The sequence below is a fragment of the Caulobacter sp. P1_B12_2 genome (genome assembly GCF_056406675.1).
The window spans coordinates 1-12,248 of sequence record NZ_JBFTZS010000095.1 but is presented as its reverse complement, the minus strand read 5'-3'; the positions used below and the strand labels follow the sequence as shown (position 1 = coordinate 12,248).

Annotated in this window: 13 protein-coding genes; 10 read left to right on the top strand and 3 right to left on the bottom strand. The window is 67.0% G+C overall.

Translation table 11 applies throughout. The annotated features are described in order from the left end of the window. Nucleotides 1–213: 213 nt before the first annotated feature. The 4 genes from rplM (at nucleotide 214) to argC (ending at nucleotide 3,231) form a co-directional block, all read left to right on the top strand. On the top strand, nucleotides 214–687 hold the full coding sequence (gene rplM / locus AC1DZ6_RS08290) for a 50S ribosomal protein L13 (protein ID WP_477096720.1): 474 nt from the start codon (nucleotides 214–216) through the stop codon (nucleotides 685–687). A 3-nt stretch (nucleotides 688–690) separates the two neighbouring features. After that, nucleotides 691–1,164 (top strand): 30S ribosomal protein S9, encoded by a 474-nt coding sequence (gene rpsI / locus AC1DZ6_RS08285; protein WP_477096719.1) that lies wholly within the window; start codon nucleotides 691–693, stop codon nucleotides 1,162–1,164. A 149-nt stretch (nucleotides 1,165–1,313) separates the two neighbouring features. Further along, nucleotides 1,314–2,201: a hypothetical protein gene (locus AC1DZ6_RS08280; RefSeq protein WP_477096718.1), complete on the top strand. Its 888-nt coding sequence runs from the start codon at nucleotides 1,314–1,316 to the stop codon at nucleotides 2,199–2,201. Between the two features lie 82 nt (nucleotides 2,202–2,283). Further along, complete coding sequence (gene argC / locus AC1DZ6_RS08275) at nucleotides 2,284–3,231, top strand: N-acetyl-gamma-glutamyl-phosphate reductase (protein WP_477096717.1); 948 nt, start codon at nucleotides 2,284–2,286, stop codon at nucleotides 3,229–3,231. Nucleotides 3,232–3,251: 20 nt separating this feature from the next. Here argC and AC1DZ6_RS08270 read toward each other — a convergent pair whose 3' ends face one another. Both AC1DZ6_RS08270 and soxR read right to left on the bottom strand, forming a co-directional pair. Continuing rightward, nucleotides 3,252–3,851, bottom strand: a complete 600-nt coding sequence (locus AC1DZ6_RS08270) for a DUF1287 domain-containing protein (protein WP_477096716.1) — start codon at nucleotides 3,849–3,851, stop codon at nucleotides 3,252–3,254. Between the two features lie 91 nt (nucleotides 3,852–3,942). Next, entirely contained in the window at nucleotides 3,943–4,410 is a 468-nt protein-coding gene (soxR, locus tag AC1DZ6_RS08265) for a redox-sensitive transcriptional activator SoxR (protein WP_477096715.1), read from the bottom strand. A 75-nt stretch (nucleotides 4,411–4,485) separates the two neighbouring features. Here soxR and AC1DZ6_RS08260 point away from each other — a divergent pair, with 75 nt between their 5' ends. Next, nucleotides 4,486–4,842, top strand: coding sequence for an antibiotic biosynthesis monooxygenase (locus AC1DZ6_RS08260; RefSeq protein WP_477096714.1), 357 nt, complete (start codon nucleotides 4,486–4,488; stop codon nucleotides 4,840–4,842). 12 nt (nucleotides 4,843–4,854) lie between these two features. Here AC1DZ6_RS08260 and phaC read toward each other — a convergent pair whose 3' ends face one another. Further along, a complete protein-coding gene (gene phaC, locus AC1DZ6_RS08255; protein ID WP_477096713.1) occupies nucleotides 4,855–6,864 on the bottom strand; it encodes a class I poly(R)-hydroxyalkanoic acid synthase in 2,010 nt (669 codons plus the stop codon). 96 nt (nucleotides 6,865–6,960) lie between these two features. Between phaC and AC1DZ6_RS08250 the strand changes: the two genes are divergently transcribed. The 5 genes from AC1DZ6_RS08250 (at nucleotide 6,961) to AC1DZ6_RS08230 (ending at nucleotide 12,160) form a co-directional block, all read left to right on the top strand. Then, the gene (locus AC1DZ6_RS08250) at nucleotides 6,961–7,452 is read left to right on the top strand and encodes a hypothetical protein (protein WP_477096712.1); all 492 of its coding nucleotides are present in this window, start codon (nucleotides 6,961–6,963) and stop codon (nucleotides 7,450–7,452) included. 109 nt (nucleotides 7,453–7,561) lie between these two features. Next, the gene (locus tag AC1DZ6_RS08245) at nucleotides 7,562–8,782 is read left to right on the top strand and encodes an LL-diaminopimelate aminotransferase (RefSeq protein ID WP_477096711.1); all 1,221 of its coding nucleotides are present in this window, start codon (nucleotides 7,562–7,564) and stop codon (nucleotides 8,780–8,782) included. A 58-nt stretch (nucleotides 8,783–8,840) separates the two neighbouring features. Next, nucleotides 8,841–10,130 carry a homoserine dehydrogenase gene (locus AC1DZ6_RS08240; protein WP_477096710.1) on the top strand — a complete coding sequence of 430 codons (1,290 nt, stop codon included), beginning with the start codon at nucleotides 8,841–8,843 and terminating at the stop codon, nucleotides 10,128–10,130. Between the two features lie 53 nt (nucleotides 10,131–10,183). Next, nucleotides 10,184–11,137 carry a class II fructose-bisphosphatase gene (gene glpX, locus AC1DZ6_RS08235; RefSeq protein WP_477096709.1) on the top strand — a complete coding sequence of 318 codons (954 nt, stop codon included), beginning with the start codon at nucleotides 10,184–10,186 and terminating at the stop codon, nucleotides 11,135–11,137. 48 nt (nucleotides 11,138–11,185) lie between these two features. Continuing rightward, nucleotides 11,186–12,160, top strand: coding sequence for a class 1 fructose-bisphosphatase (locus AC1DZ6_RS08230; RefSeq protein ID WP_477096708.1), 975 nt, complete (start codon nucleotides 11,186–11,188; stop codon nucleotides 12,158–12,160). The last annotated feature ends 88 nt before the right edge of the window (nucleotides 12,161–12,248 follow it).

Below are 12,248 nucleotides of genomic sequence, written 5' to 3'. Positions count from 1 at the left end.
TTCGCATCGCGCCACCTCCCCCGTTTCACGGGTGAGGAGAAGTAATGTGGTATCATGATACCTAAACACGAAATCCCTTATCCTGTAAGGGTTTGCGCACTTTCTTGCGCACCCATTGTTGACAGTGCGCGAACCCTCCTGTACCTGCCGCCCCTCACGCAGACGGAGCCGGTTTCCTTGGCCCCTGACGCACAAGGAATACGGATCAATCCCATGCAAAAGACCACGGCTTCCCTGAAGCCCGCCGAGGTCGAGAAGAAGTGGATCGTGGTCGACGCTCAAGACGCCGTTGTCGGTCGTCTGGCGACGTTCATCGCGATGCGCCTTCGCGGCAAGCATCGTGCTGACTACACCCCGAACGTCGACTGCGGCGACTTCGTCGTCGTGATCAACGCCGACAAGGTGAAGTTCACCGGCAAGAAGATGGACGACAAGATCTACTATCGCCACACCGGTCACCCGGGCGGCGTCAAGTCGACCACCCCGCGCAAGCTGCTGGAAGGCCGCTTCCCGGAACGCGTCCTCGAAAAGGCCGTCGAGCGCATGCTGCCCAAGGAAAGCCCCCTGGCGCGCAAGCAACTGACCCACCTGCTCATCTACAACAACGGTGAGCACCCGCACCAAGCGCAGAGCCCGGAAGCGATCGATTTCGCTTCGCGCAACGCCAAGAACACCCGGAGCGCCTAAGTCATGTCTGAAGCTCAAGGCTTTGACGCGCTGGCCAGCCTGTCCAGCAACCCGGAAGCTGCCGCTCCCGCCGTCCAGAAGATCGACGCCCAAGGCCGCGCCTACGCGACCGGCAAGCGCAAGAACGCGATCGCCCGCGTCTGGATCAAGCCCGGCAAGGGCTCGATCACGATCAACGGTCGCGATCAAGAAGTGTACTTCGCCCGTCCCGTGCTGCGGATGATGATCGCTCAGCCCCTGCAGGTCACCGACCGCGAAGGCCAGTTCGACATCGTCGTCACCGTCGAAGGCTCGGGCCTGTCGGGTCAAGCCGGCGCCGTGCGTCACGGCCTGTCCAAGGCCCTGACCTACTACGAGCCGGGCCTGCGCCCGCTGCTGAAGCCGCACGGCTTCCTGACCCGCGACAGCCGCGTCGTCGAGCGTAAGAAGTACGGCAAGGCCAAGGCCCGCCGTTCCTTCCAGTTCTCGAAGCGCTAAGCGTTTCAGCACTCAAGAAAGAGGCCGCGGTTTCCGCGGCCTCTTTTTTTGCCTGAAACCCCGAATCTACCGGTACCTTGCGGCCCGATCGATGGCCGCTGTCACGCTTGCTGACGCCGTTCCATCTCGCAGCGGATGTCGAGGGCGTCATGGAAGTCAGTCAGGCCGTCAGGGAGTCGATCCTGCAGCTGGGCGCGAAACGCGTCATGCTGGAGCAGGCGCGCGACACCCTTGAAACCATGGTCCTGGGCTCGTCGCACGGCGACTACGCCTTCGACCCGGCCTACATCCCGAACTCGTTCAATCTCTGCTACCGGTCGCTGGACCTGAAGCACTGCTATTCGCTGTACCAGCGGACCGTCACGCTCTGCCCGAACCTCAAGAACCTGGTGCTGTTCTATTCGGTGTTCTCGCCGGGCAGCATGCTGGAGCGCAGCCCAAACGAGGGCGACATCGGCCCGTYGTTCAGCGCCCTGTTCGACCTGGAGGTCGAGTACCAGTCCGACCGTCTCAACCAGCTGGCCCAGGCCCTGACCCAACAGTTGCAGGAGGGCATGGCCGCCACCTTGATCGAGGAGGTCGCCGGCCTGGACGGCCGCGCCGGCTTCCTGCCGAACTACAAGGGCGCGGTCGACGCCTCGGAGTTCAAGACCCGCCTGCTGTCCCACATCAAGCACAACTACGAGTCCGGGGCGGACTACTACCTGCTGAAGATCCTGGCCCTCGCCAACCGCCTGGGGCATCAAGTGACGATCGTCATCCCGCCGGTGACCTCGTTCTATCGCAACACCCTGAACACCCGGTCCAGCGTGCTCTTCCGCGAGCYTATCGAGGTGCTCGAGCTGTTTCCGTGGACGGTGCCGATCAAGCTGCTCAATACCTATGACGACGAGACCTACGAGGACTCGTTCTTCGTCGACAGCGACCATCTGGACGCGCGCGGGGAGGGGACGCGGAAGCTGTCTCGGGCCATCGCCGACATGGTTCTGGGCGCTGAAGCCGCCGCCCGGACTGCTGCGGCGCAACAAACCCGCTAGGCGCGGCCCAAAGATCCGTTTCGCTGACCACCGGAGTAGGATAGATCGTCCGCTCCTCAAGGTTCGGGTTACGGGAGGGCGCATGGCCCCCAAGGTCTTCATCGACGGCGAAGCGGGCACCACCGGGTTGCAGATCCGCGAGCGCCTGGTCGGCCGCAAGGACCTGCAGCTGGTCTCGATCGATCCGGACAAGCGCAAGGACCCTGAAGCTCGCAAGGCGATGCTGAACGGCGCCGACGCGGTGATCCTGTGCCTGCCCGACGACGCGGCCAAGGAAGCCGTGGCGCTGATCGAGGATCCGAAGGTCAAGGTGATCGACGCCTCGACCGCCCACCGCACCGCGGCCGGCTGGACCTACGGCTTCCCGGAACTGGACAGGGCGCAGCGCGGCAAGATCGCCTGGTCGACCCGTGTCTCGAACCCCGGCTGCTACGCGACCGGCGCCATCGCCCTGGTGCGCCCGCTGGTCTCGGCCGACATCATCGCCGCCGACCTGCCGATCTCGTTCAACGCCGTGTCGGGCTACAGCGGCGGCGGCAAGGCGATGATCGCCGAGTTCGAGGACGAGACCTCGCCGAACTACACCAAGGTCCCGTACCGGATCTACGCCACGGGCCTGAACCACAAGCACCTGCCCGAGATCCAGTCGCACGGCGGCCTGCTGACCCGGCCGATCTTCACGCCGGCCGTCGGGCGCTACGCCCAGGGCATGCTGGTCGAGCTGCCGCTGCACCTAGGCATGCTGAACGGCAGCGTGTCCGTGACCGAGATTCACGAGGCCCTGGCGGATCATTATTCCCGCGAGGCCTTCGTCGAAGTGGCGTCGCTCAACGAGGCCAAGAGCCTGACCACGCTCGATCCAGAAGGTCTGAACAACACCAACCGTCTGAAGCTGTTCGTGTTCGGCTCGGAAACCAGCGGCCAGGTCCGCCTGGTGGCCCTGCTCGACAACCTCGGCAAGGGCGCCTCCGGCGCGGCGGTCCAGAACCTCAACCTCATGCTGGGCCTGAAGGAAGGCGCGGGGCTTTAGGCTTCGTCGTCGGTGGTCGCTTACGCCCGCCAGCGGTAGTGCGCCACGGCCGTGTGGAGCTTGAACATCCACAGCGGCTCCTCGCGCGCGCCGCCGCCGATGTTGTGGACGACCCGCACGCGGTCGGGGCCTTCGCTGACCACGCCGATGTGCGGACGGCCGCCCCAGACCCTCCAGGTCAGGATGTCGCCTGGGAGCGGATCGTCGAAGCTGTCGCCGGCGGCCTTGGCGGAGGCGCGGGTCACCAGGGCCTTCTGGCGGACCAAATAGGTCTCCAGGTTCAGCACTCGGCGATGGTCGATATTGGAATCCGGTCCCTTCAGCCCCCAGGCGCGCCGCGAGGGGTAGGCGTCGAAGTTACGGGTCATGTCCTCGTGGACCAGCTGCTGCAGGTCGGCCCGCCAGGCGTCGCGCGCGGCGCGCACCAGAACGTCGGCGCAGACGCCCGTCGAGCGCAGCACGTCGCCATTGGGGTAGGGGATCGCGCGATAGCTGGGATCATAGGCCTTGGTGACGCCGACCTGGCTGCGCGCGGCCTCGGCCAGGCGTTCGCCGCTGGGCGCGGGAACGGGGCGCGCGAAAGCCTCGCTCGCGCCGAAGATCGGCGTCGCGACCAGCATCCCTAGTGCGGTCCGGCGATTGAGTCCCATGCCGGCAAGCTGGGCCGGAATCTCGGCGAGTTTTAGGCGAACAGGGGTCGATGAGGCGGCGCTACTCCGCGTTGGGCTCGAGAAGCCGCGGCCCGGCCCCCTGGGCGGCCAGGGCGTCCTGCGGGTTTCGGAGCGGGCAGGCCTTCAGCGACAGGCAGCCGCAGCCGATGCAGTCGTCCATCTGGTCGCGAAGCTGGGTGAGACGACGGATGCGCTCGTCCAGTTCCGCCCGCCACGCGCCCGACAACTGGGCCCAGTCCTCGGCGGTCGGCGCGCGGCCGTCGGGCAGGCGGGCCAGGGCGGCCTGGATGGAGGCCAGCGGGATGCCGGTGCGCTGGGCGACCTTGATCACCGCCACTCGCCGCAGAATCCCGCGCGGATAGCGCCGCTGGTTGCCTTCCGTCCGCAAGCTGCGGATCAGGCCCTTGGTCTCGTAGAAGTGCAGGGTCGAGACCGCCACGCCGCTGCGCTTGGCCACTTCGCCGACGCTCAGCGTGCCGCCGGCAAAGGCGAAATCGGGTTTGGACATTCGCGCTTGACCTCAACTTTGGTTGAGGTTTTACACGAGGAGCTCCTTCCACGGCAACGCCCTTCAGGAGCCAGCATGACCACTCTGACCGTCCCCGACCACGCCACGGTCGCCGCCGCCTTGTCCGACCCGCCGGTCTTCAGCATCAGCATCATCCAGACCAAGCCCGGCAAGTTCGACGAGTTCGTCGCGCTGCAGCACGCTCAGTTCCTGCGCGTGCGGGGCCAGGTCCAGGGCGTGCGCGGCAGCCGCATGCTGAAGTCGCCGGCCAAGGGCGTGGTCGTGCTGATCTCGTCCTTCGACACCGCCCAGGACGCCGAGCGTTTCCGCCGGGATCCGCGTTTCACCGAACATCTGCAACGCGTGCAGCCGCTGATCGACGTCGCCGAAGCGATGCCGGTCGAGCTGGCCTACGAGGTGGGGCTGATCTAGGCCGGGACCTGGCTAAGCCTCGGCGTTCGACCGCACGCGCACATAGCTGCCGGGGGCGTCCTCGATCGGGCTGAGGACGCCCTTGGCCGGGTCGCGGGCGGGGATCTGCTTGCCGGACCTGGCCTTGAGCCATGTCGCCCAGTGTGGCCACCACGAGCCGGGATGCTCGACCGCGCCGGCCCGCCAGCCTTCGACCGAGCCGGGCAGGTGCTCGTTGGTCCAGTGCTGGTACTTGTTGGCGTCCGGATGGTTGATCACCCCGGCGATGTGGCCCGAGCCGGCCATGGTGAAGGTCACCGGCCCGCCGAACGCCCGCGCGCCGCGATAGACGCTGCGATAGGGCGCGATGWGGTCGTCCTTGGACGACTGCACATAGATCGGCGTCTTGACCTTCGACAGGTCCAGCGCCTCGCCGCCCAGGGTCAGGTGGCCCTGGGTCAGGGCGTTGTCCTTGTAGAAGTTGCGCAGATAGTAGAGGTGCAGGGCCTTGGGCATGCGCGTCTGGTCGGCGTTCCAGAACAGCAGGTCGAACGGCCGGGGCTCCTTGCCCATCAGGTAGTTGTTGATGAAGAACGACCAGATCAGGTCGTTGCCCCGCAGGCTGTTGAAGGTGTCGGCCATCGACTGGCTGGGCAGGTAGCCGCCCTGGCGGTCGATCTGCTCCTCGATGGTCTTGATCCAGGCCTCGTCGGTGAACAGCAACAGGTCTCCGGCCTCGGAGAAGTCCTGCTGAGCGGCGAAGAACGTGGCTGAATTGATCCGCTTGTCGCCCTTGGCGGCCATGTGGGCCAGGGCGCAGGACAGCAGGGTGCCGCCGATGCAGTAGCCGACGGTGTTGACCCTATCGACGCCGGCCTGGGTCATGACCTGCTGGGTGGCGTCGTAGATCCCCTCGAACATGTAGTCCTCGAAGGTCTTGTCGGCCTGGCGGTTGTCGGGATTGACCCACGAGGCGACGAACACCGTGAAGCCCTGGCCGGTCAGCCAGCGGATCATCGAGTTCTCGGGGCGCAGGTCCAGGATGTAGAACTTGTTGATCCACGGCGGGAAGATCAGCAGCGGGATCTCGTGCACCGTCTCGGTGGTGGGGGCGAACTGCAGCAGCTGCAGGATGTCGTTCTGGTAGACGACCTTGCCCGAGGCGGTGGCGACGTTCTCGCCGACCTTGAACTTGGCGAGGTCTGTCTGGCTGATCGCCAGTTGGCCGCCGCCGCGCTCCAGGTCGGCGGCGAAGTTCTCCATGCCGCGCACCAGGCTCTCGCCCTTGCTCTGCATCACCTCGCGCAGGGCGGCGGGATTGGAGATCAGGAAGTTCGACGGCGAGAACGCGTCGGTCAGCATCTTGGTGAAGAATCCGACCCGGCGCTTGGCGCTCGGATCGACGCCTTCGGCCTGTGAGACCAGGTCGTTCAGCCAGTTCGACGACAGCAGGTAGCTCTGCTTCATCATGTCGAACATCGGGTTGGACGCCCAGTCGGGATCGCTGAACCGCTTGTCGCCCTGGGCGGGGGCGACCACGGGCTGGGTCGGCTCGCCGGTCATCTTGCGGGCCGCCGACTGCCACAGGTCCATATAGCGGCTGAACAGGTCGGCCTGGGCCCGCAGAAGGCGGTCGGGCTGGGCGGCCAGGCTGGTCATGACCTCGTTGAAGGCGGGGCCGACGTGGAAGGGGTCTGGGCTGAGGGCGGCGGGCCGGTCGGCCTGGCGCAGGGCGGCCTCGGCGATCGCGCCCTGGGCCGTGACGGCGGCGCGGGCCAGGTTGGCCGACAGCGTCTCCAGCATCTGGCGCTGGTCGGGCGACAGGAAGGCCTCGAAGTCGGGCAGGGCGCTGGAAGCCGGCGGCGCCGGGTGCTCCGGCCGGGTGGCCGATTCGGCGGCCTGGGCGCGCGAGGCCGGTTCCGGATCGACCTTGGGCGGCGCCTTGGGCGCGGCCTTGCTCCTCGCCTTTGCGGCCGTCGGCGCCGCTTCGGCCCTGGCGGCGGGCTTTTTGCGCGGCTTTGGGGGAGTTTCGGTCGTGGCCATGGACTTCCTTCCGCCGTCTTGTCTCAAACCATCTCGCCTTGAACGGTTCAGATGGCCTTTCGCTCGCCGCGATCATCGCATAAGACCTCAGACAAGATGAACGTCGAAACCGGTAAAATCGTACGTCTTGGCGTACTCTTTCGCGGCGCGGCCCTGGTGGGCCTGCTGGCGGGACTGACCGCGTGCGCTTCATCGATGTCGTCGATCTCGTCGATGTCGCCGTTCACGCCGCCGCCGGCGGATCCCAGCTCGCCCGTGGCCGCCGGGGCCAACGCCGCGGCCAAGGACTCCAAGCACGCCAAGTCGCCGCGTTTCATCGACATCCCGGCGATCCCGACCGACGTGCGCACGCCCGTCGAGTTCAAGAAGGCCGTCGGCGCCGAAAAGATCGCCGCCGACCAGCTGAAGCGCGAGACCGCGCCCAGCACCTGGACCCTGTCCGACACCGAAGGCTACGCGTCCAAGGCCCGCAAGGTCGGCAAGGCGCCGCCGAGCGACATTCCCACCGACGCCGACCGCGCCGCGACCGAAGCCTTCGCGAAGGCGGCGCGCGACCGAGCTACCGCGCCTCCGTCCAAGCCCCAATAGGGCGACGGAGGCATAAAATTCCCGTAACTGGCTTGGCTATACCCCGCTTGGGGTCTATCCATGCCCGACATCCGCTCCCGGCGCGCCGCTGCGGCGCAATGAGCATTTCATGACCTCCGATTTCCACCGCATCCGTCGCCTGCCGCCCTACGTCTTCGAAGAAGTGAACAAGATCAAGGCGCGCCTGCGCGCCGAGGGCACCGACATCATCGACTTCGGCATGGGCAATCCCGACATGCCCACGCCCAAGCATATCGTCGACAAGCTGATCGAGACGGCGCGCGACCCCAAGGCCGGCCGCTATTCGGCGTCCAAGGGCATCGCCGGTCTGCGCAAGGCCATGGCAGGCTACTACGATCGCCGCTTCGGCGTGAAGCTGAACCCCGACACCGAGGTGATCGCCACCCTGGGCTCCAAGGAAGGCTTCGCCAACCTGGCCCAGGCCCTGACCGCGCCCGGCGACGTGATCATCTGTCCGAACCCGGCCTATCCGATCCACGCCTTCGGCTTCATCATGGCCGGCGGCGTCATCCGCCACGTTCCGGCCCTGACGCCCGAGCAGTACCTGTCCAACATCAGCCGCGCGGTGAAGCACTCGGTGCCGCCGCCCAGCGTGCTGATCCTGTCCTACCCGTCCAACCCGACCGCCCAGTCGGTGGACCTGGACTTCTACAAGGACGCCGTCGCCCTGGCGAAGAAGCACGACCTGCTGGTGATCAGCGACGTGGCCTATGGCGAGATCTATTTCGAGGATAACCCGCCGCCGTCGATCCTGCAGGTCAACGGCGCCAAGGACATCGCCGTCGAGGTCAATTCGCTGTCGAAGACCTACGCCATGGCCGGTTGGCGCGTGGGCATGGTGGTCGGCAACGCCCGCATCTGCGCGGCCCTGGCCCGCGTGAAGTCGTACCTGGACTACGGCGCCTACACCCCGGTGCAGGTGGCCGCCGCCGCCGCGCTGAACGGCCCGCAGGACTGCGTCGACGAGATCCGCGCCATCTACAAGGGCCGCCGCGACACCCTGGTGTCATCGATGAAGCGCGCGGGCTGGGAGATTCCCAACCCGCCGGCCTCTATGTTCGCCTGGGCAAAAATCCCGCCGCAGTTCGAAGCCGCCGGCTCGATGCTGTTCTCGCGCCTGCTGATCGAGGAGGCCGGCGTCGCCGTGGCGCCCGGCATCGGCTTTGGCGAGTACGGCGAAGGCTATGTGCGCATCGGCCTGGTCGAGAACGAGCAGCGGATCAAGCAGGCGGCGCGCAACGTCAAGAAGTTCATCGCCAACGCCGACACCATCCTGGCCAAGGCGCACAACAAGATGGAACAGGTCTGAGCCGCCGACCTCAAACGGGGATGGGCGCTGCTCGGCCGACCGAACTAGGAATGCAAGCATGACCCAGAAAACCTGGCGCGTCGGCGTCGCCGGCCTCGGCACCGTCGGCGGAGGCCTGTTGCAGTTCCTGGCCGAGCAGCCGGACTTCGCGCCGGCCGGCGACCGCGCCGTGGTGACGGCGGTCTCGGCGCGTTCGAAGTCGCGGCCGCGCACGGTCGACATCTCGGGCCTGACCTGGTTCGACGATCCGGTGGCCCTGGCCTCGTCGCCGGACGTCGATCTGTTCGTCGAGCTGGTCGGCGGCTCGGACGGTCCGGCAAAAGCCGCCGTCGAAGCCGCCTTGAAGCTGGGCAAGCCGGTGGTCACCGCCAACAAGGCCCTGATCGCCGAGCACGGCGCCGAGCTGGCCGCCCTGGCCGAGGCCAACGACGCGCCGCTGCTGTTCGAAGCGGCGGTCATGGGCGGCACGCCGGCCGTGAAGATGCTGCGCGAGGCCATGGTCGGCGACGAGGTCATCAGCGTCGCGGGCATCCTCAACGGCACCTGCAACTTCATCCTCAGCGAGATGGAGAAGACCGGCCGCGACTTCGCCGACGTGCTGCGCGAGGCGCAAGGGTTGGGCTATGCCGAGGCCGATCCGACCATGGACGTCGGCGGCTTCGACGCCGGCCACAAGATCAGCATCCTGGCCGCCCTGGCCTTCGGCTGCGCGCCGGACTTCGCCGCCGCCGAGATCGAGGGCATCAGCGAGGTCGAGCTGCTGGACATCAAGTTGGCCAAGGATCTGGGCTATCGCATCAAGCTGGTGGCCGGCGCGGCCAAGAGCGACGACGGCGTGTCGGTGAAGGTGCATCCGTCCTTGGTGCCGTTGGAGCACCCGCTGGCCCAGGCCGGCGGCGCGCTCAACGCCCTGTTCATCGAGGGCAAGCGGATCGGCCGGATCTTCATCCAGGGTCCTGGCGCGGGCGCGGGCCCGACCGCCGCGGCCGTGGCCGCCGACATCGCCGACGTGATGACCGGCGCCAAGCGTCCGGTGTTCCAGGCCCCGGCCGGCCAGCTGAAGCCGTTCGTGGCCGTCGATCCGGCTCGTTCGGTGGGCAAGGCCTATCTGCGGATCATGGTTCGCGACGAGCCCGGCGCCATCGCCGCCATCTCCGAGACCTTGGCCGAGTGCGGGGTCTCGATCGACAGCTTCCTGCAAAAGCCCGTCGAGGGAGCGGGCGGCGTGCCGATCGTGCTCGTCACCCACGCGACTCCCGAATCCAATCTCCTCGACGCGATTAGTCGCATCGAAAAACTCCGCTACGTGCTAGAGCGTCCCCGCCTTTTGCGCGTCGCGCGCATCTGAGAACCGCGCCAAGCGGTCGGACCAGAAAGCCTCGCATAGGCTGGGAGACGTTGATGAGTTCGAAGACCCTGGACCGCGCGCTGGTCCTGGACGCGGTCCGCGTAACCGAAGCCGCCGCCATCGCCTCTTGGACGATGGTGGGCCGGGGCGACGAGAAGGCGGCTGACCAAGCCGCGGTCGACGCCATGCGCAACGCGCTAAACGAGCTCAACATCGACGGCGAGATCGTGATCGGCGAGGGCGAGCGCGACGAAGCGCCCATGCTCTATATCGGCGAGAAGGTCGGCACGGGGCAGGGGCCCGCCATCGACATCGCCCTGGACCCGCTGGAAGGCACCACCCTGACGGCCAAGGCCATGCCCAACGCTCTGGCGGTGATGGCCTGGGCCCCCAAGGGCAGCCTGCTCAACGCCCCCGACACCTACATGGACAAGATCGCCTGCGGTCCGGGCCTGCCGGCCGGGGTGATCGACCTGGACAAGTCGCCCGCCGACAACATCAAGGCCGTGGCCGCGGCCAAGGGCGTCGCGCCGGAACAGATCACCGTCTGCGTGCTGGACCGCCCGCGTCACGCCGAGATCATCGCCAGCGTCCGCTCGGTGGGCGCGCGGGTCTATCTGATCACCGACGGCGACGTGGCCGGGGTGATCGCCACCACCGATCCCACCACCGGCATCGACCTCTATGTCGGCTCCGGCGGCGCGCCCGAGGGCGTGCTGGCCTGCGCGGCGCTGAAGTGCGTCGGCGGTCAGTTCCAGGGACGCCTGCTGTTCCGCAACGGCGACGAGCGCGCCCGGGCGGCCAAGTGGGGCATCACCGATCTCGACAAGAAATACGACCTGCACGAGATCGTCCGCGCCGACGCGATCTTCGCGGCGACTGGCGTCACCTGGGGCAATCTGCTGGACGGCGTGACTTATAAAGATGGTTTCGTGCACACCCATACGCTGGTCATGAATTCTTCAACCGGCACGGTGCGCGAAGTGCGTATGAAGCGGAAGGCCTAGGCTTCCGCTAAGGTCACTCGCGAATCCTTATCCCCTTACGAGGCTAGTATGACCACGTTGACCGACCTCGCCGGATGGCTCGCCCAGGAGCCGGCTGGCGAAGAGGTGAAGGCCGTCGTCGAGGTGATCGCCGGCGCCTGCGCCCAGATCAGCAAGGTCGTGGCCTCGGGGGCCATCTCGGGCAGCCTGGGCGCGGCCGGCCAGGTCAATGTCCAGGACGAAGAGCAGAAGAAGCTCGACATCATCACCAACGACATCCTGCGCGACGCGCTGCAGGGTTGCCCGCTGGTGTCGGGCCTGGCCTCCGAGGAATTGGAAGTCATCGAGACCACCGGCGCCGTCGGCGGCTTCCTGGTGACCTTCGATCCGCTGGACGGCTCCAGCAATATCGACGTCAACGTCTCGGTCGGCACGATCTTCTCGATCCTGCCCGCGCCGGCCGGCGTTGCGCCCACCGAGGCCGACTTCCTGCTGCCGGGCCGCCTGCAAGTGGCCGCCGGCTATGCCGTCTACGGGCCGCAGACCATGCTGGTGCTGACCCTCTCCAAGGGCGTGGTGGCCTTCACGCTCGACGCCGACGGCGCCTGGCTGCTGACCCACCAAACGATCGCCATCCCGGCCGACACCGCCGAGTTCGCGATCAACATGTCCAACCAGCGCCATTGGGCGCCGCCGGTGCGGGCCTATATCGACGGCTGCCTGCAGGGCAAGTCCGGTCCGCGCGGCAAGAACTTCAACATGCGCTGGGTCGCCTCGATGGTGGCCGACGTTCACCGCATCCTGATGCGCGGTGGGATCTTCATGTACCCGTGGGACGCCCGCGAACCCGACAAGCCGGGCAAGCTGCGCCTGCTGTACGAGGCCAATCCGATGTCGCTGATCGTCGAGCGGGCGGGCGGCCAGTCGACCGACGGTGTGAACCCCATCCTAGACATCCAGCCGACCAAGCTCCACCAGCGCGTGCCGGTGGTTCTGGGCTCGGCGAATGAGGTGACGCTGGTGACGGAGATGTCGGCGGGCTGACTGCAGCTGGGGACATGCCCTTGCGGCGTGTCCCCACCGGTGGGCGCGGCGCTTGTTCATGGGGACACGCCGCGAGGGCATGTCCCCA